The sequence below is a fragment of the Arthrobacter sp. 10L430 genome (genome assembly GCF_056395245.1).
In genome coordinates this window covers 46,420-64,944 of sequence record NZ_JBFTJD010000011.1, presented here as the reverse complement: position 1 = coordinate 64,944, position 18,525 = coordinate 46,420, and the positions used below count along the sequence as shown (strand labels likewise).

19 protein-coding genes and 1 riboswitch are annotated in these 18,525 nt (G+C 67.1%); of the genes, 4 read left to right on the top strand and 15 right to left on the bottom strand.

Annotated elements, in window-relative coordinates; all coding sequences use genetic code 11:
* Nucleotides 1-21 precede the first annotated feature (21 nt).
* From AC1DDG_RS11800 to AC1DDG_RS11790, 3 genes are read right to left on the bottom strand one after another with little or no spacing between them, the layout of a single operon-like run.
* Complete coding sequence (locus tag AC1DDG_RS11800; RefSeq protein WP_476876197.1) at nt 22-378, bottom strand: Rieske (2Fe-2S) protein; 357 nt, start codon at nt 376-378, stop codon at nt 22-24.
* Nucleotides 375-2,888, bottom strand: a complete 2,514-nt coding sequence (gene nirB, locus AC1DDG_RS11795; protein WP_476876196.1) for a nitrite reductase large subunit NirB — start codon at nt 2,886-2,888, stop codon at nt 375-377. Before nirB ends, AC1DDG_RS11800 begins: the two co-directional genes overlap by 4 nt.
* Nucleotides 2,888-3,235 (bottom strand): molybdopterin oxidoreductase, encoded by a 348-nt coding sequence (locus AC1DDG_RS11790; protein ID WP_476876195.1) that lies wholly within the window; start codon nt 3,233-3,235, stop codon nt 2,888-2,890. The genes nirB and AC1DDG_RS11790 overlap by 1 nt, the downstream gene beginning before the upstream one ends.
* 430 nt (nt 3,236-3,665) lie before the next feature.
* Here AC1DDG_RS11790 and AC1DDG_RS11785 point away from each other — a divergent pair, with 430 nt between their 5' ends.
* Nucleotides 3,666-5,567, top strand: coding sequence for a DEAD/DEAH box helicase (locus AC1DDG_RS11785; protein WP_476876194.1), 1,902 nt, complete (start codon nt 3,666-3,668; stop codon nt 5,565-5,567).
* A gap of 90 nt (nt 5,568-5,657) precedes the next feature.
* Here AC1DDG_RS11785 and AC1DDG_RS11780 read toward each other — a convergent pair whose 3' ends face one another.
* From AC1DDG_RS11780 to AC1DDG_RS11760, 5 genes are all read right to left on the bottom strand, one after another.
* Complete coding sequence (locus AC1DDG_RS11780) at nt 5,658-6,308, bottom strand: MBL fold metallo-hydrolase (protein WP_476876193.1); 651 nt, start codon at nt 6,306-6,308, stop codon at nt 5,658-5,660.
* A gap of 118 nt (nt 6,309-6,426) precedes the next feature.
* Entirely contained in the window at nt 6,427-7,431 is a 1,005-nt protein-coding gene (locus AC1DDG_RS11775; protein WP_476876192.1) for an aldo/keto reductase, read from the bottom strand.
* Nucleotides 7,432-7,530: 99 nt separating this feature from the next.
* Nucleotides 7,531-7,902 (bottom strand): DMT family transporter, encoded by a 372-nt coding sequence (locus AC1DDG_RS11770; RefSeq protein WP_476876191.1) that lies wholly within the window; start codon nt 7,900-7,902, stop codon nt 7,531-7,533.
* Complete coding sequence (locus AC1DDG_RS11765; RefSeq protein WP_230119801.1) at nt 7,902-8,225, bottom strand: DMT family transporter; 324 nt, start codon at nt 8,223-8,225, stop codon at nt 7,902-7,904. The genes AC1DDG_RS11770 and AC1DDG_RS11765 overlap by 1 nt, the downstream gene beginning before the upstream one ends.
* A 9-nt stretch (nt 8,226-8,234) precedes the next feature.
* A riboswitch (guanidine-III (ykkC-III) riboswitch) is annotated at nt 8,235-8,301 on the bottom strand.
* A gap of 117 nt (nt 8,302-8,418) precedes the next feature.
* Nucleotides 8,419-9,087, bottom strand: coding sequence for a HutD/Ves family protein (locus AC1DDG_RS11760; protein WP_476876190.1), 669 nt, complete (start codon nt 9,085-9,087; stop codon nt 8,419-8,421).
* 149 nt (nt 9,088-9,236) lie between these two features.
* On the opposite strand from AC1DDG_RS11760, the gene AC1DDG_RS11755 reads away from it, so the two are divergent.
* From AC1DDG_RS11755 to AC1DDG_RS11745, 3 genes are all read left to right on the top strand, one after another.
* Nucleotides 9,237-9,833: a phosphoribosylanthranilate isomerase gene (locus tag AC1DDG_RS11755; RefSeq protein ID WP_476876189.1), complete on the top strand. Its 597-nt coding sequence runs from the start codon at nt 9,237-9,239 to the stop codon at nt 9,831-9,833.
* A 102-nt stretch (nt 9,834-9,935) separates the two neighbouring features.
* Nucleotides 9,936-10,337, top strand: a complete 402-nt coding sequence (locus AC1DDG_RS11750; protein ID WP_230119797.1) for a YccF domain-containing protein — start codon at nt 9,936-9,938, stop codon at nt 10,335-10,337.
* 43 nt (nt 10,338-10,380) lie between these two features.
* Nucleotides 10,381-10,872, top strand: coding sequence for an SRPBCC family protein (locus AC1DDG_RS11745; protein ID WP_476876188.1), 492 nt, complete (start codon nt 10,381-10,383; stop codon nt 10,870-10,872).
* Nucleotides 10,873-10,901: 29 nt separating this feature from the next.
* On the opposite strand, the gene AC1DDG_RS11740 is transcribed toward AC1DDG_RS11745, so the two are convergent.
* The 7 genes from AC1DDG_RS11740 to AC1DDG_RS11710 all read right to left on the bottom strand — a co-directional run bounded on the left by AC1DDG_RS11740 (nt 10,902) and on the right by AC1DDG_RS11710 (nt 18,493).
* Nucleotides 10,902-11,783: a DUF4031 domain-containing protein gene (locus AC1DDG_RS11740; RefSeq protein WP_476876187.1), complete on the bottom strand. Its 882-nt coding sequence runs from the start codon at nt 11,781-11,783 to the stop codon at nt 10,902-10,904.
* Nucleotides 11,784-11,945: 162 nt separating this feature from the next.
* Nucleotides 11,946-12,686, bottom strand: a complete 741-nt coding sequence (locus AC1DDG_RS11735; protein WP_230119794.1) for a polysaccharide lyase — start codon at nt 12,684-12,686, stop codon at nt 11,946-11,948.
* Nucleotides 12,687-12,784: 98 nt separating this feature from the next.
* Entirely contained in the window at nt 12,785-12,955 is a 171-nt protein-coding gene (locus AC1DDG_RS11730) for a hypothetical protein (RefSeq protein WP_230119793.1), read from the bottom strand.
* Nucleotides 12,955-13,329, bottom strand: a complete 375-nt coding sequence (locus AC1DDG_RS11725) for a hypothetical protein (protein WP_230119792.1) — start codon at nt 13,327-13,329, stop codon at nt 12,955-12,957. Before AC1DDG_RS11725 ends, AC1DDG_RS11730 begins: the two co-directional genes overlap by 1 nt.
* Complete coding sequence (locus tag AC1DDG_RS11720) at nt 13,319-15,274, bottom strand: hypothetical protein (RefSeq protein ID WP_230119791.1); 1,956 nt, start codon at nt 15,272-15,274, stop codon at nt 13,319-13,321. Before AC1DDG_RS11720 ends, AC1DDG_RS11725 begins: the two co-directional genes overlap by 11 nt.
* Nucleotides 15,271-17,391, bottom strand: a complete 2,121-nt coding sequence (locus AC1DDG_RS11715) for a glycosyltransferase (RefSeq protein WP_230119790.1) — start codon at nt 17,389-17,391, stop codon at nt 15,271-15,273. The genes AC1DDG_RS11720 and AC1DDG_RS11715 overlap by 4 nt, the downstream gene beginning before the upstream one ends.
* Before the next feature lies 1 nt (nt 17,392).
* Entirely contained in the window at nt 17,393-18,493 is a 1,101-nt protein-coding gene (locus AC1DDG_RS11710) for a hypothetical protein (protein ID WP_230119789.1), read from the bottom strand.
* Nucleotides 18,494-18,525: the final 32 nt, after the last annotated feature.

Below are 18,525 nucleotides of genomic sequence, written 5' to 3'. Positions count from 1 at the left end.
AATCCGCAGTTGGAGACAGTGTCAGGGGAGCTGCAGGATGATGTTCCCCTCGCCGTCCGCGTGCACCGGATAGCTGCGCAGCGGGCCGGCTCCGGTGGTGGAGCAGCCGGTGTCCAGCTCGAAGGAGTGCTGGTGCAGGGGACACATCACCAGGGCCTGGTCGATGGTGCCGTCGGCGATGGGGCCGCCCTTGTGCGGGCAGACAGCGGAAAGCGCCCGGAGGGACCCGTCCCTGAGCCGGAATACCGCGATCTGCTCACCGTCGACGCCGAACGCGCGGCCCTCGCCGACGGGAACCTGGTCCAGCCGGCCGAGGACGTGCAGACCGGCGCTCTGCCCGGCGTTGGAGAGTCCCGTTTTGGAGAGTCCCGTGCTCATCGGACCGGCACCTGGGGAAGAACCTCAAGCGGGAGCGAAGTGCGGAACTGGCCGGGGGTGAACGGATCGTCGCGTTCGGTCCAGGGGTCGACGTAGGCGTCGACGGACTCCTGCATGGCGGCGTCGAGCTGCGCGGCGATCCCTTCGGCGTCGTCCACGATCACAGACCGGAGGTGCTCAATGCCGACGCGCGGCACAAACGCGTACGTGCGCTCCAGCCAGTTGGCGCCCTCCCGGTAGTACTGCATGAAGCGGCCGGTCAGAAGCTTCACAGTCTCGGGGCTGTCCACGGTGGCAAGCAGGTCGCCCTTGCGGATGTGGGCCCCGGCCGCACCGCCCACGTAGATCTCCCAGCGGCCGCCCTCCACCGCCACCACCCCCACGTCCTTCACCAGCGATTCGGCGCAGTTCCGCGGGCAGCCGGACACGGCCAGCTTCAGTTTCGCCGGCGACTCGATGCCCTGGAAGCGCGACTCGATCTCGATGCCCAGCCGGGTGGAATCGCCGGTCCCAAAGCGGCAGAACTCCTGGCCCACGCACGTCTTCACGGTCCGGAAGCTCTTCCCGTAGGCATAGCCGGACGGCATGTCGAGGTCGGCCCAGACCCTGGGCAGGTCCTCCTTGGGAACGCCGAGCAGGTCGATCCGCTGCCCACCGGTGAGCTTCACCATGGGAATCCTGTACTTGTCCGCGACGTCGGCAATCCGGCGGAGCTGCTCCGGGGATGTCACGCCGCCCTTCATCTGCGGCACCACCGAAAACGTGCCGTCCCGCTGGATATTGGCGTGGACCCGGTCGTTCACGAACCGGGCGTCACGCTCGTCGACGTATTCACCGGCCCACATCATCTTCAGCAGCGAGGCCAGGCCCATCTTGGATTTCGCATCCTCGGTTCCGCCGGGAACCAGCGCGGCGAATACCGCAGATACCGAATGCAGATTCTGTTCGCGGATGGCCTTCATGAGGGCAGCCTTCTCCAGCGGCACGCCCGGCACGTAGTAGCTTGCCGCGGGATCTTCCGCCACGGCGCCGTCGGCGGCCCACTCCACCACCTGCCGGACCAGCAATTTGCAGGAGCCGCAGCCCTTGCCCGCGCGCGTCGCGTCCATCACGCCGGCCAGCGTGTTGCAGCCGCCGGCCACGGTGTCCACAAGGGCCTGCTTGCTGACGCCGTTGCAGTTGCAGACCTGCGCGTCACCGCCCAGTTCGGCCACGCCCGCCTCCTCAGCCGGCCCGCCGACGTCGAACAGCAGCGAGACGCGTTCCTCCGGCAGCGGCAGCCCGCGGTCGAACGCCTGCGTCAGGTAGGCCACTTTGCGGCTGTCCCCGAGCAGCGTGGCACCTACGATCTTGCTGTCCCGGATCACGATGGACTTGAAGACGCCGCGGCTCGGCTCCGAGAACACCACGTGTTCGTCGGTGTCCCGTTCCGGGGCCTGCAGCCCCATGGAGGCGACGTCGACGCCGGCCACCTTGAGTTTCGTGGCCGTCCGGGTGCCCAGGTAGGCCGCTTTCGGATTGGCGCCCGTCACGTGGTCGGCCAGTACGGCGGCCTGCTCCCACAGCGGCGCCACGAGGCCGTACACCTCGCCGCGGTGCTGGACGCACTCGCCCACCGCGTAGATCTCGTCCTCATCCGGCACGCGCATCTGGTCGTCAACCACGATCGCCCGCTCCACCGGCAGGCCGCTCGTGACGGCCACCTCAACGTTGGGGCGGATGCCTGCCGCCACCACCACCATGTCGCAGCCGATGTCCGGCATGTCCCGCAGCCGGACGCCGCGCACCCTGTCATCGCCCAGGATGGCCGTGGTCCGACTGCCCGTGTGGACCCTGATGCCGAGGGCTTCCACGCTTCGCCGCAGGACCGCGCCGCCGTCGGGCCCCATCTGGGCGTTCATCAGGTGACCTCCAGAGTGGACCACCTCGACGTCGATGCCGTGGCTTTGCAGCCCCCGCGCGGCTTCCAGCCCCAGGAGTCCGCCGCCGATCACCACTGCCCGGTGGTGGTGGTCCTGCCGGGCGTAGGAGACCATGCCGTGTGTGTCGTCGATCGTGCGGAACGCGAAAACGCCCGGACGCAGCAGCCCTCCGGGGGTGTACAGTCCGTCCATCGGCGGCAGGTGCGAGCGGCTGCCGGTGGCAATGACCAGGACGTCGTACGGCGTGGCACGGCCGTCGTCGGAAAATACCAGCCTGGCGAAGCGGTCGATTTTTTCTGCCCGGACGCCCGCGTGCAGCGTGATGTCGTTCTCCCTGTACCAGGCCAGGGAATTGAGGAAGATATCGCCGGCGCTTTCCTCGCCGGAGAGGACGTGGCTGAGCATGATCCGGTTGTAGTTGCCGTACGGCTCGTCCCCGAACATGGTAATCCTGTACTGCACGCCGCCGCCGCGGGCCAGGATCTCTTCGACGGCCCGCGCCCCGGCCATGCCGTTGCCGATCACCACGAGCCGACGGCGGGAATCAACAGTTTTCGTCCGGGCGGACCGGCTCGCCACGGCTGTCATCAGTGCTCCACCATGCCCAGATCGACCACCACTGAACCGCTCACACCCGAGTCCGCCAGCAGCCTGAGTTCGATCAGCGAGCCGCCCTCGATGTCCTCCACCACGCGGAGCGGGACGTGGACATCGCTCTTTGCACCGATAGGGAAGTACCGCATGGGAATGCCGTCCCGCATCAGGACCACCGTGATCAGCTCCGGTGAGGAGTTGCCGCCCCTGAAGTACAGCGTCTGGTTGATCACTCCGTCCGGAACGTAGTGCGACAGCTGGCTGTGGATGGGCGAGGGCTTTTCCAGGCCGGCGCCGTCGAAGGGGAAGATGCCCTGGAGGAAGAGGTTCTTCAAGATCACGGTCAGATCCTTTTTTCGGCAGAGAGTCGCTGACCTGGTGGCGATCAGCCGGGCATACAACCATGGTGCTCCGGGGTTGTTTCGCGATTCCGCGCGCGAGGTAATTTCCGTATAACACCTTCCTCACCACCGCCTGCTTTTCGGGCAGTGACCGGGAGCGGAGGCCGCAGATGGTAGACTGGTGGAACTTGATGTGCAGTGATGCCCGCTTTGTTCCGGTCCATCAACCGGAATCCCGCTTAGGATCCGTCCGGCAGGGAGTGGGCTTTTTTCATGTGAGAGGCACATCCTGCGTCGATGAACGCTATTTGGTCCCAGCCGCAAAAACCGGCCGGTTGATCACCTGACTTTTCTTCGGCGACCCCCTGAGCCAACCGGCATCGGGGGCCGATATCCGCTTGGATACCGCCTGAAAGACCCTGATAAACACATGACTACTTTCGCTGCCCTCGGCACGCCCAAGGCACTCGCCGACACCCTGACAGCACAGGGGATCGAAACACCGTTCCCCATCCAGGTCAAGACCCTTCCGGACACCCTTGCCGGTCGCGACGTCCTGGGCCGCGGCCGCACCGGCTCCGGCAAGACCATTGCTTTCGCCATCCCGCTTGTAGCACGACTCGCTGAGCGGGAAGCCAAGCACTTCCGCAAGCCCGGCCGCCCCATGGGCCTCGTTCTTGCACCCACCCGTGAGCTGGCCACCCAGATCAACGCCACCATCGAGCCGATGGCCAAGGCCATGGGCCTGACCACCACCGTGATCTACGGCGGCATCTCCCAGGCCCGCCAGGAAAAGGCGCTGCGCGCCGGCGTCGACATCGTCATCGCCTGCCCGGGCCGCCTGGAGGACCTGATCCGCCAGCGCATCCTGACGCTCGAAGCCGTGGAGATCACCGTCCTGGACGAGGCAGACCACATGGCCGACCTCGGCTTCCTGCCCGTGGTCAAGAAGCTCATGGACATGACCCCGAGCCAGGGCCAGCGCCTGCTGTTCTCGGCCACCCTGGACAACGGCGTGGACAAGATCGTCCAGCGCTACCTGTCCAACCCGCTGACCCACTCCGTGGACGATCCGCAGGCCGCGGTGACCACCATGGAACACCACGTGCTGGTGGTGAACGACCAGACCGTCAAGAAGCAGCTGATCGTCGAGCTCGCCTCGGGCGCAGGCCGCCGGGTGCTCTTCATGCGCACCAAGCACCACGCCCGCAAGCTGGCCAAGACCCTGACAGACGCCGGCATCCCCGCCGTCGATCTGCACGGCAACCTGTCGCAGAACGCCCGTGACCGGAACCTGGCCGAGTTCTCCTCCGGTGACGTCCGCGTCCTGGTGGCCACCGACGTCGCCGCCCGCGGTGTCCACGTGGACGACGTCGAACTGGTCATCCACGTTGACCCGCCCACCGAGCACAAGGCTTACCTGCACCGCTCGGGCCGCACGGCACGCGCCGGTTCGGACGGCACCGTGGTCACGCTGACGCTCCCGGAGCAGCAGTCGGACGTCAAAAAGCTGATGAAGGCTGCCGGCGTCGAGGTCAACTTCGAGCGCGTCACCGCCAACTCGCCGCTGGTTGCAGAACTGGTGGGCGAAATGGCCGACAAGATCGATCCGCGCACCCGCGCCGCACTGCTCGCCGCGAAGGCGGCACAGCACGGCGGCGGCACCTCCACCGGTGCCAACGCCGAGCGCAAGCGCGCACGCCGCCAGGCTGCACCCACCACGGGTGGCCGGGGCGGTCGCGGCGGACGCGGACGTGTTTCCGCCGAGGCTCCCCGCACCGATCTTCCCCGCGCCGAGCGCCGTGCCGCGGCCTACGAAGGCCAGGCTGCCGCGCGGAACGCCGCAGACCGCGTCATCGAGCAAAACGAAGACCGGGCCCAGGCAGCAGCAGCTGCACGCCGCAACGCACGTGGCCGTGGCACGGCGTCCACGCACCGCAACGACGTTCCAGCAGCTGGTGGCCGTCCGTCGGCTGGCCGCGGTTCGGATGGACGTTCCGAATCCCGCATAACCCGCAGCGACGCTCCCCGTGGCGGCACCGGCCGCCCGGCGACCGGCGGCCAGCGCAGCGGACGCCCGGCAACAGGCCAGCGTGCCGCGGGAGCCTCTGCCGGCACCGGCGCCCGTACCGGCGGCGGCAACACCGGCGGCCAGCGCGCTGCCGGCGGTAACACCGGCGGCAACAAGGCTGTCTGGTCCTCCAACACCGGCGGCACCTCGGGTGGATCCTACGCAGGCGGCGGCAACGGCCGTTCCGGCGAAGGCCGTCCGGCACGCAGCGGCCCCCGCCGCGCCTCGGCTCCGGCTTCCAACGAACGCCGCAGCCGCTAAAAACCCGCACAACCACCATCGAGTGCTCCGTAACTGCCGTTTAGAGGGTTCATAACGGCAGTTCTGGAGCACTCGATGAGGTTTCAGGCCTCACCAGCCGCGGGCACGCCACTCCTCAAGATGCGGACGCTCCGCGCCGAGGGAAGTGGGCTTGCCGTGGCCCGGGTGCACTATGGTGTCGTCCGGGTAGGCATCGAACAGCCGCTCGCTCACATCGGTGATGAGTTGGTTGAACCGTTCGGCATCCTTCTGGGTGTTGCCCACGCCGCCCGGGAACAGTGAATCGCCCGAAAAGATGTGGGCCGGGCCCTCCGGGTCCTGGTACACCAGTGCCACCGAGCCGGGTGTGTGCCCGCGCAGGTGCACTGCCGTCACGTCGAAGCCGTCGAAGTTGCCGACGTCCCCGTGGTCCAGCAGCACATCCACCGGCACCGGCAGTTCAGGGGCGTCATCCGTGCCGGCCGCCGTCTTGGCGCCGGTCGCAGCCACGAGCTCCGGAAGCGCACGGACATGGTCCCAGTGCTGGTGCGTGGTGGCAATCAGTGCCAGTTTGGGCGTTGCCGCTGTATCCGCTGCAGCGTCTGCGAGCAGGCCCTGGATTGCGGGCAGGTCATCCGCGGCGTCGATCAACAGCTGCGCGCCGGACTCCTTGGCGGTGAGCAGATACACGTTGTTGTCCATCTCGCTGACAGAAATGCGGCGGATGGTGATGTCCCGGAGTGAATGAATGAGCGTGTCCATGCGCTTCAGTCTACGAAGGTTGAGCGCTGACGCTCTTGCAGGGCCGCCGCGCCCTCCGCGGATTCCACTATCGGAATGCGGAGGGGCGGCGTTTCTGCGTCTGCCGCCGGTGCGCCGCCTACTCGCGGCCCTGGGACACCCACTGCGGATCAGCGGACCGGGAGCCGACGACGGCGTCCGCGGCTGCGTCGAGCGTCTCCAATTGCGTCGGGGTCAGCTCCAAAGCAAGGGCGCCCAGGTTTTCGTCGATGCGGCGCGCTTTGCGCGTGCCGGGGATCGGGACGACCGGCAGGCCAAGGCGCGTGCCGTGGGCGAGCAGCCAGGCCAGCGAAACCTGAGCCGGCGAGGACGCCAGCTCCGACGCTACGGACTGCACTGCCGCCACGACTTGCTGGTTGGCGTCCAGCGCACCTTCGGCGAAGCGCGGGATCTTGCGCCGGAAGTCATTGTCACCCAGCTGCGAGGCGTCAACGGTTCCGGTGAGGAATCCCCTTCCCAGCGGCGAATACGGCACGAAGCCCACGCCAAGGTCGGCCGCTGCCGGAACCACGTTGCGTTCCACATCCCGGCTCCAGATGGACCATTCGCTCTGGACGGCGGCGATGGGGTGGATGGTGCTGGCCTCCCGGAGTTCATCGGCTGTTACTTCCGACAGGCCCAGGTGCCGGACCTTCCCCTGCTCCACCAGCTCCGCCATGGCGCCCACGGTTTCAGAGATCGGAACCCGGACGTCGCGGCGGTGCATGTAGTAGAGGTCGATGACGTCCGTGCCAAGCCGCTGCAGGCTGCGGTCCACGGCTGCCTTGACGTAGGCGGCATCCCCGCGGATGTCGCTGTAGCCAGTGGTCGGTGAGCCCACGAGGCCGAATTTGGTGGCCAACTGGACCTCACCGCGGCGGTCACGGAGCAGCTGCGCGATCAGCTCTTCGTTGTTTCCGCCGCCGTAAATATCGGCGGTGTCGATGAAGCTGATGCCTGCGTCCACCGCATGGTGCAGGGTCCGGAGGGCTTCGGCCGGGTCCACCTCGCCGTACACGGGGGTGAGCGCCATGCCGCCGAAACCCAGGGGGCTGACATGGAGGCCGTCGCCCAGGTGCACCAATGCTGCCAGGTTGTTCGTCATCTCAATCTCCGTCTCCAGGAAAGTGCTGTCCCAGCCAAGAACCAAGGCGGCCGGGCAGGTATTCCGGCAGCCCGTTCCAGGACGCGCCGGGAGGGCCGCTCAAAGGTGGGGAGGTTCAGCGCCGGTGCTTGACGGCGCCGGAGGCAGCAGCTTCAGTCCCGCGGCACAACCGACGATCCCGGCGATGAACAGCATCTTGAGCACGCTGACAGGCTCGACGCCGGTGGCCATGGCCCAGCCGACCGTCAGCGCCGCGCCGATCCCCACCCAGACGGCGTAGGCCGTGCCGAGCGGGATGCGTTTCACCGCCAGGCCGAGACCCAGCATGCTGAGCGTCGCCGCCGCGGCAAACACGAGCGAAGGCACCGGCCGGGTAAAACCTTCGGACAGCCCCAGCGCCGTCGCCCAGACCGCCTCAAGGACGGCGGAGGCCAGCAGGATGAGCCAGGCAGTGCCAGGTTTCGAGGTCATCACGCCACCACCTTCAGGCCAACCACGCAGGCGGCGATCCCGCCGAGCAGCAGCAGCCGGGCCGCCGTCGGCCGTTCAACCCTGGTGACAATCGCGTAAGCGGACGTCAGCACGACGCCCACGCCGACCCACACCGCGTAGGCGGTGCCGGTGGGAATGGACTGCATCGCGATGGCGAGGCCGCCCGTGCTGGCCAGGACCGAGGCGAGGAAAAGGGCTGCGGGGGCGATCCGGCGCCGGCCCGAAGACTGGAAGGTGCGGTGCAGCGCCGCCGCCCACACCGCCTCAAGGGCACCGGAGAAAATGAGGATGAACCACGACATGACAGATCCTTTGGCCAGTCTTGTCGCGTGCCGGGTACTGAACCGTCGTCCGGAGGTCCGCCGAACGGGACCTTGTGTTTCAGCCTAGCAACGCACGACGGCGGGTGGCCAGCTGGGTTGATTGGCTAGCTGGGTTGATTGACCAGCGGGGTTGATTGACCAGCGGGGTTGATTGACCAAGCGGGGCGGGTGGCTAGCCTACGACCGGGCCGGTGGACGCTGAGCCGCGGGATCCGGCGTCAGTGGACGCGGCGTCGGGGGACACGGCATCGATGGACACCACGGCCAGGAACCCGCGTCCCAGGATTTCAGGCGTCCGCGCGTCTGAACCGACCACGGCGTCGTAGCGGCCGAGCGGTTCCGCGTCACCCGAACCGGCTTCCGGGCCAGCATCGTCCGGTTCCGTGCCGGGACTGACCGTCGCCTGGCCTTGGAGCAGGATGCCAAGCTGCCCCTCAAATACTGGATGTGCCCGCTTCTTGGAGAGCTCCACAATTGACGTGTATCCCTTGAAAGCGCCAGTCCGGGCGATGACGTTAAGGTCGCGGATGTCACCCGTGGGCAACGCGCCGGAGGCCGCCGCTTCGCCGGAGAAGCGGAAGGGCCGGTATTTCTCGAGCGGATGTTCGCCGCCGTCGACGGTCAGCAGCAGGAGCTCACCGTCGATGACCGTCAGGACGCGCTCCATGCCGGGGAAGGACGAGAAATCGCCGGCTTCGGCGACGTCGGCGATGCTGACTCGCCAGTCCCAGGCGCCGTCCTGTGCAGAGGCGGCCAGGGGATGGCTGGCCAGCTCCCGGGTCACCCCGCCGCCGTTGCGCCACGGTTGCGGTCTGAGGTCTGCGAAGCGAATGATCTCCATCCGCCCAGCCTAGCCGGGGCGGCGTCCGGCGCGGCAGCCAACCGGCTGGCCGTTGCCGGGTCTTTCGTTGCCCGCGGGTCGTGGCCCGCGTAAAGTCAGCGCTGTGAAACCACGCAACTGGGGGACACATCAACCAAAGGAGCCGGTGAATGTTCGTCAAAGTGTGCGGGTTGAGTACGCCTGAATCGATCCGGGAGGCAGTGGAGGCCGGAGCGGATGCGGTGGGCTTCGTACTGACCGCCAGCCCCAGGGTTGTCTCCCCGGCGCAGGTCACGCAGCTGCTCCGCAGCGTTCCCGAAGGCGTCGCCGCCATCGGCGTTTTCCGACACGAACCGGCCGGCGACGCCGTGGCCATAGCGCGCGCGGCCGGCCTGGAATGGATCCAGCTTCACGGCCGCCGCACTCCCGAGGACGTAAAGACAGCGCATGACGCCGGGATGAAGGTCATCCGGGCAGTCACCATGGATGACGCCCCGGACGCGTTCGGGAGCTGGGGCGAGGAGCTGCTCCTGGTCGATGCCGCCGTCCCCGGATCGGGCGAAAGCTGGGACTACGGCTCCATGCGCACCAAGGGCCTCGAAGGCCGGAGCTGGCTCCTCGCCGGCGGGCTGAACCCTGCAAACGTCGCAGAAGCCGCCCAAGCGGCGGGGGCGTGGGGCGTGGACGTCTCCTCCGGCGTCGAGAAGTCCCGGGGCGTCAAGGACCTGGCGAAAATCCGCGCGTTCGTGACTGCCGCGAAAGCCTGACAACTGCGTGGGCTCCAGGCTGCGTTCAAGATCGGTCAGTTCAGGGTTAAATCAGGGCGGACCCCGAGGCTCCAACAGCTCTTCGAGGGGCAGAATGGACTGATGAAGACACTTCTCAACATCATCTGGCTGGTGTTCGGCGGCCTCTGGCTGTCGATTGGCTACTTCCTTGCCGGCGTGGTCTGCTGCCTCCTGATCGTCACCATCCCGTGGGGCATCGCGTCGTTCCGGATCGCCTCGTACACTCTCTGGCCGTTCGGCCGCATGGTGGTGGACAAGCCGGGAGGAAACGGTGTGTTCGCCCTGCTGGGAAACGTAATCTGGCTGCTCGTAGCGGGCATCTGGATCGCCATCGGGCATGTGGTGACGGCGTTCGCCATGGCCGTCACCATCATCGGAATCCCGCTGGCCATCGCCAACCTCAAGCTCATCCCGGTCTCCCTCATGCCGCTGGGCAAGCAGATCGTGCCCACCAACACGCCCTTCGTCAGCAGCTACCGCTGATTCAACAGTCCATGCAGCCCCACGGAAAGTGAGGAAGAGCCATATGTCTGAAGCCCAAGCCACCACAACGAAAAGCACGCCCACCGAGGAACCGATGCTGGTGATCACCCGCCACTTCGAGGCCCCGGCCAGGCGGGTATGGTCCGCCCTGACCGATCCTGACCAGGCACCCTCTTGGTGGGGGCCGCACGGATTCCACACGCCGCGGGAGACCATCGAGACGGACTTCGAAGTAGGCGGCCGCTACCGGGCCTGCATGATCAAGGACGAGACCGGCGAGAAGTTGTGGTGGAGCGGCATCCACACACGGATCGACCCGCCTGCCGCCTTCGAATTCACCTATGCCTGGGACAACGAGGACGGCACCCGGGGCTACGAAACGGAAGTGGCCGTCGAACTCGAGGAAGAGCCCGGCGGCACCCGGATGACCTTCACGCAGGGCCCCTTCGAATCAGTGGAAAGCCGGGACGGGCACGGCGCCGGCTGGGGCGAGGCGTTCGACCGCCTGGCAAGCCACGTCAGGACTGCCGGCTAACCGCCCACAGTCCGCCACGCAGCCTGCGCTCAGCGGCCTGCCGTGTCGAGCTCGCCCCGGAGGTTCCGCCGGGCGGCGTCCAGCCACAGCGTGCGGGCGCGGTCGGTGTGGAACAGCGGATCTAGCGCGAGCAGCTGGCGGACGACGGCGGTCCTGCCGGCCGCGAAGTCAGCGTCGCCAATGTGCGCGTAGTCTTCCCGGACGGCGGCTACATAGCGGGCGTAGGACTCGGGTTCGCCGCCGAGAACGGACAGGTCCGCATCGCAGAGGAGGGCGCCGCCGTCGTCCCCGGATGCCGGCCGGTGGTCGGAGGTGAGGCGGACCAGCCGCGCCACCTCGGCGACGTCATCCGCGGGCAGGCCTGCTTCGGCAAGCCTGACTTCGGCGAGCCGGGCCGACTCCTCCTCGTCCTGGCCGGCGATGCCTTGGTAGACGGCGTCGTGGAACCAAGCTGCGAGGAGCACTGTGCGAGGCGGTTCTGCGGGTCCGGTGAGCAGGTCCAGGGCCTCAAGAACCGCAAGCAGATGGGTACAGCCGTGGTAGCGGCGGTGGCTTTCGCTCCAGCGGTCCAGAAGGTCCAGGAAGAGGGCGTCGTGGCCCGGCATCACCGCGTTCCAGCGGTTCAGCAGCGGAACTTTCAGGGATTTGTTGCGCTCGCGGGCGGGGATCCTGAGTCCGCTCGCAATGAGTTTCCGGACCAGGACCCGTGCCTCCACGGGAATGGCGCCTGCCACCACCAGGTCGTCGAAGCGCCGCTCGGGCACGTCGTAATGGTCGCCGTCGAAGGCCCGTTCAGGGATCTCCGCCGCTGCGGCGAAGGCGTGCAGTTCCGCCAGCGAGGAGTCCGAGATCAGGTGCGAGAAGTGTGTTCCGTGCGCAGGCCAGAGAGGCGGATCCAGGTAAACGGCCATGGAGGAAGTCTAGTCCCCGGGGCCATCGGGATCCCGCGCCCAAGGGCCCCGGTGATCCCGGCAGGCGGCCGGTAGCCGCCTGCCGTTCTGGAATGTGCGCGGAAGGACGAATGTGCGCGGAAGGACGCTTCGTACTGCACGTCCGGGTCGGTCGGGCCGGCGCTATGAGCTGGACCGCTTGACCACGACGTCGTCGATGTATTCATCTCCCATCTGGCGGGAGTGTTCGGCTCCGAGCTGCACGGCGCTCACACTCGAGGCGCCCAGGTTCTGTGCGGTGCTGGAGAATTCCTGGAGACCGTCGAACCACACCTTGATCGTGGAGGTGCTGCCGTTGGCCCTGACCTGCATCGTGGCCCGGTGCCAGGTGTTCAGCGGAATGGTGGAGGACTTCAGTTTCGTGTAAGTAAACGTCCCGCTGGGGCCCGTCACGCGGAGCCAGAGCTGCCCGTTGCTGTTGTAGCGGTAGATATCCGCAATCCGCGTGCCGCCCGAGAAGAACCGGATGTAGGGGACGTCGTTTCCGGCGAGCCCGGCGGTGGTCACATTGAACCAGCCGTCCACGCCGGCTGTCTTGGTCCCGGCTGCCAGAGGCAAAGACATCAATGCGACGGACCCGGAATCTGCCGTCACGTGCAGTTTGGCCGAACACAGGCCGACATGGTCCGTGGTGCTGCTGACGGCGGCTGTGCCCGTCCCCGCCGTGCTCGGAAGGAACGGCGAGAGGGATCCTTCGAAGCTGGTGGCTGCGACCGTCGTTCCGGTGATCGTGCTGCTGGTTGGAGTGGTCTGTGGCGTGCGGCAGGTGACCGCGCTGGCCGCCTGCGCGGAACCGAAGACCAACCCGCCGGTAATGATCACCCCGAGGCTGCCAATGGTGCCGAGTTTCTTAAGCTTGCTCATTTCTGTGTCCTCACTATCTTGTTCGGGTCTTGGATTACCGGTCCCCTACGGCGGTCCCGGCCCTGCAGCTAGTTAGGCCGCGCCGGGTGCGAAATGCTTTAAAACAGCTGGATAAGCCGTGCCACGAGCGAAACGCAGATCAGGGAAAGGAGAGCTGCAGCAGTGTAGATTGCGGCTTTCGGAAGCGGTGTGTCCGGCCGCCTGATGCGGAGGACGTCGCACGTGACCAGGGTCACGACGGTGGCAAATCCCGTCAGGAAGATGAGCATTATGCACCTACCAGGGCTTCACGGGACCGCTTGGCGCCGAGCGCCAGGAGGCCAAGGGTGATGAGTGACAGCAGGAGCACGGCCACAGGCGGGGACCACATCCGCGCAAAGACCATGGCGGTGGCCACAATGGTGGAAAGCGCCAGGCTGGACGCGACCGCGATTGCTATGGCCAGCGGGAGAGTACTGTGCTTCTCCACCTGGTCCGGGGATCCGAACCGCAGAAGCATGACCAGGGCTGTTCCCGGTCCCGCGAGCAGGAACAGGCCGATCACCACCAGCCGGAGTCCTTCGGGGCCGACGAATGAGAGGGGTATCGCGGCCACGGCCACGGCGGCCACAGCGTAGCTTGCGTATTTTTGATCAAATGCCATTGCCTGCTCCTTTGATGTGGAAGACCACGCCGCCGGCGTTTTCGAAGACTTTCGACCAGCCGGGGCTGGTGCCGCACGTCGCAATGAAGTGGTCGAGATCGCCGGGGGGAGTGGTGCCGAGAAGATCCGCGGCGCGTTTTTGGCTGGTTGTGACGATCAGGTAGGCGCCCGACCGTTGGGCGATTCTGTTGCTCGCATCGCAGGTCAGAGGATCCGGATTGGTCCTTGGCTGGGCCGCGAGGAGTGCCCGGTAGTCATACTCGGCGTATTTTTGGAACTGCCACGGAGTATTTCGTATGGCCTCGATCAGGATTGAGCCGTTCGGTGCCGTGGCGTAGAGGCGGTTGACGAGGGAAACTTCGTCCTGGGTGAATTTTTCCATGCTGTCATTGCCATAGCGGGTAACCACTGTGGCCGTGGCAAGGACCGAGCCGAGGAGCAGCAGGGCGAGCGCCCTGCGCCAGCCCGGGGTGCCGTTCCGGTCCGGGATGAGGGTGAGGACCGCCAGGCAGGCCGCGAACGGCAGGCTGAACATGTACAGGCGGAGAAGCAGTTCGCCGCCGTAGGGCTGGCCGGGAATCAGCGCCAGCGGCGCCACAGCCCCGAGCGCCGCCGTGAGCCAGGCTGTCCGCCGCCGGTGGGCCATGAAGGCGCCCAGTGCGGCCAGAATCCACACAAATGCCACCTCGGCAAGGCGAATGTAGACCACCAGCACATGGGAATCGCTGCCGGAGACGCGCTGGGTGACGGCACCGAGCGTGTTGGCCTGGACGTCACCGAACGATCCGAAGAGCTGGCTCAGGTGGCCTTCGAAGTAAGCCGAGGCCACGAACACCAGCCAGGCCAGCGGCAGTGCGACCGCGAGGAGGGGAAGGAAAGGCAGTCGGAGCCGGCCGCTCAGGAGGAAGACCGCCAGGATCGGGATGACCGCGAACGGCGTGAGCTGGTGCGAAGCGGTCATGGCGACGAGGAAGCCCGCGCACACCACTACCAGCACGGCTGCGTCGGCCGGGGGAGGACTCGCCATGCCCTGGTGCGGAACGGTCGGGTCAAGCTTCGATACGCCGCGCGCCAGCGATGCGGTGAACCTGTTGGTGCCGGTGGGCCACGCCCAGCCGCTGAACGCACTCAGCACACAGGCAAGCAGCGTGACGAGCAGCAGGAAGGCGTAGGCCTGCGGGGACAGGTAGTCCTGCCCCACCCAGCTGGTGAGGAAAAAGATCCAGACGCCGGCCCAGGCCTGCCGGGGCTGGGAGGTGATCCTTGTTGCCAGGGCCAGCAGGGGCGCCAGCAGCAGCAGGTTGATTCCCAGGGGGGCCCAGGTGGCGACGCCGATCAGGTCCTTGACACCGGTTGCTCCGGAGACCAGCCCTAGGAAGTCGAAGAAGCCCGGCCAGTTGAAGTAGGCGTCGAGGTTCGGATCCAGCTGCCCGGACTTTGCGATGTGGTCTGCAATGCCCAGGTGGCGGTAGCTGGCCTCGAGCCGCGGCAGGCCATGGATGATGGGGTCGGCGGAATGCAGGATGACCACCATGACCAGGACCTGCCCGGCCAGAAGCGCCGGCGTGTGCCGCCGCAGATTCAGGGTGGCCACAAAGCCCGTCAGGCTGAGGGCCAGGGCCACGAAGAAGGCCGGCGGCAACGCCTCAATGAGCCCGGTCCCGCCAATCCGCTCCGGATCGACGTTCAGCAGGCTCCAGATGCCGAGGGCAAGGGCAGTCGCGGCCAAGGCTGCCAGCGCTGCCAACTTCCAGGGCGGTGACGGCTCATGATGGACGACGGCGGGTGGAACCGTGCCGCCGTGCTTGGCACTGCTGTGCTTGGTTTCGGCATGCTTGATTTCGCTGTGTTTTGCGTCGCCATGTTTGGTGCCGCCATGCTTCGTTTCGGCGTGCCGGTGGGGCGCGGGTGCCGGAGGGGCGGTCGGCGTGGGTTCGGGTGTCATGGTTGCTCGATTCCAGTCGGCTGGTTGAGTGCCGCTGACGGAACCTGGGCCGGTTCAGCGGCGGGCGTGGCCGAGGTGAGATTCCTCAGGCGCCAGAGGGCGATCAGCGCTGCGGCCGCCTGGGCCGCGGACCAGAGCGCGGATACGCCGGTGAGGCCATATTGCTGGGCCACAACGGCGGCGGGTGCCACCACCAGCACGGCGGCCAGAACGGCTACTGCCGTGGCTTCGACGAGACGGCCCTGCGCGCGGCACAGGCCGAAGTAGACCTGAGTGATGCAGCTCAGAAGCAGGGCTGGCACCAGGACTGGCAGCAGTGTCCAGGCGGCCGCGTACTGCGCGCCCAGAAAACCGAGGAGGTAGGGGCCGGCCAGGAGCAGGATGGCTCCGGCTGCCAGTGTGAGGGCGAGGCTGCTTCTGAGAGCCGAGGACACGAGGCCAGGTTTCGACCGGTCGCCCGCCAGGGCGGTCTGAAGCGAGAACCCGGCGGACTGCGGCACAAAGAAGACCGCCGACGCCATCATCCACACGATGTACCAGGACGCTGTCGCCGAGGTTCCGAGCGTGGCAGCGACGATCAGCGGCAGCAGGTAACCGGGTGCGCGGTCCGCGAGCATCAGTGCGTGGTTCGGAAGCCCCGGCTTCAGCAGCTTCACGGCGGGGCCAAACCGGAACCCGCCTTTCCAGTCCGGGGAGGTGCTGGCCTGGCGGAGCTGGCGCAGTCCTACGAGCACGCTGGCCAGGGCACCGGCCGCCACCGCTCCCACCACAACCGTCAGCTCGCGGGCGCCTGCCGCCAGGGAAATTCCAAGGAACGCCAGCTGGACCAGGCTCTGGGCCAGACTCCGGACCAGGGTGCGGTCGGCGCGCTCCTGCGCCACTCCCACGTGGTCCAGCTGATAGGCGGAGGCCGCGAAAAGCGCGGTTGCCATGAAAATGATGGTGACTGCGGGGTCGTTCCAGGCTTCACCAACGCCCGCGCCGAGCGCGTGCGTCACTGCGGCCACTGCGCCGGCAACAACCACCGACGCGACCCCCACTGTCAGCAGGCTGCTCGCGATCAGGCGGCGTCCGCCGTCGGACTGTGCCGGAAGAAGGGTGAGCGTGGCCGGCCCGACGCCGAGCATCCCGAGCTGCACGGTCAGCAGGGCCGCGGCAACCACGGCGGAGCCCATCCCGATTTCCGCCGGCGGCATCGCAAGCGCCGCGAGCGCCCAGAACAGGAACCCCGTGACCATCGGTGCCACCCGCGCTGCGGTCAGCCACGCGGCATTTCCGCCGACGGAGAGGCCGGCGCCTGGCGGGCGGAGGATTTCGCCGAACATCGAGCGGTAGTTGTACAGGAGGAAACCGGCCCAATACGGCAGGAAGCGCGGCGCGTGCAGGAGCGACAGGCCAACCCCGCGGACCGTTGCCAGCAGCGGCAGGGCCACAAGCCAGCCGGCGCGGGCCGGGTGCTTGCGGATGGTCCGTGCCAGGCCGGCGCCGTCCTGGAGCCACTGGTCACGGGCGCAGTCGAACGTGTCGATGAAGCGGTGCCGCACTACCGTGGTGCTGGAGACGCCCAGCCGGTAGCCGGCTTCCTCCAGCCGTATCCTCAGCTCGATGTCCTCGCCCGAGCGGAAGGTGTCGTCGAAGGCAACCGACATCAGTACTTTCCGGCGCATCAGGGTGGCGCAGACTCCGAACCACGACCGGACCCGGCTGTGGTTGTGGTGCCAGGCCAGGGCCGCCCCCCAATATCCGGGACCGTCGGATTCGCTGGCGAGGCCGAACTGGAGCCCGTCGTAGCCGCCGGCCTTGAACTCGTCCAGCAGGCCGCCCAGGGAACCGGGCGGAAGAACCACGTCGGCGTCGATGAGCGCCACGGCATCGCAGCAGGCGTTCTCGACGCCGAGCATCCGGGCCGCGGGCAGCCCGCGGCCCTCGTCGGAAATGACTCTCGCTCCGAACGATCGTGCGATCTCGGCCGTGTCATCCGTAGAACAGCCATCCACCACGATGATCTCGCGCGGCTTTTCGCTGCGGATGGATTCCAGGCATTCCGCCAGCCACTGGGCGGCGTTGCGCGCGGGAACCACCACCGATACTTCAAGATCGCTGACGTGGCGCCTCATCTCACTCCTCCAGCTTTGAGCTGATCAGGTTCGCAACGTAATCGGAGGTCCGGTCCGCGGACCACGAGGCGGGGATCCGTAGCAGGGAACACGGGACGCCGTCGAGGGCTTGCCGCACCACTGCTGCCTTGTGGGCGAAGTACTCCTCCAGAGGAACGAGGCCGGTAGCGCCCAAAGCCTCCACGAGCCGCCGCGAAACCATGGGCAGCTCAGAATGGAAGTTCCCCACGATGCGCGACGTCATCCATTCGGTGCTGCGTGTTTCCAACCGCGCATCGGAACCGTCGAAGCGTTCAAGGAAGATCGCCAGCCTGGTAAGCGCCCCCGATGAGATGCGGCCCGGGCCGAAAACCTCCTCGGGATGCACCATCCTGTGTTCAGGGGACCAGCGGCGGGTGAAGGCCGCCGTCTTTGGATATCTCACGATCACCGGGTGCACCGCGGTGGCAAGCCGGGCCACTGAATTGGTGAGCCAGCCCGGCGCCAGCGGCTTGCGGGCACCACTGAACATGTCCGGGTAGATGGTCTTGTGGTGGGGCTTGAGGAACATCGGTTTCGCGTACCCCATGAGCATGCCGTCGGAACCCAGGAAGGCCCAGTCATCGGCCATGAAGCGCACCCCGGGTTTGGCCACCAGCTTGGCCACCGTGCTGGTCTTGCCCACACCGCCCCACGCAGGAAGCAGAACTCCGGAACCGCGGTAGTCCACCACGGCCGCATGAATCATCGCGGCGTTCTCCCTGATGCAGAGGGCGTCGAGCAGCGGGATGACAGCCGTCAGCAGCTCGCCGTTGCCCTGAACGGCATAGCCGTCACGGGTTTCGATGATCTGTACTCGGTCCGCGGGAAGGTAGAGCGAGTCTGCCGTGAAGCGGTAGGCATCCTCGGCGTGCGACTGGTCTGTCACCGCCGTCATCTCTCCGCTGACATGCAGGCGGAGTGGCGCGTGGGATCCGCCGAGAAACGGGCCAAGCATGTCCCGCAATTGCGATTCGCCGGGAGTGCCGGGGGCCACGTCGATACCCACGAGACCGTGGACATCAAAGCTGGCGCCTGCGGGCGCACCCGATTCCTTCGTTACGCTGCGCTCAGACTGGCTCATGATCTGCGCTTCCGGCTGGCGTGGCGGTTAAG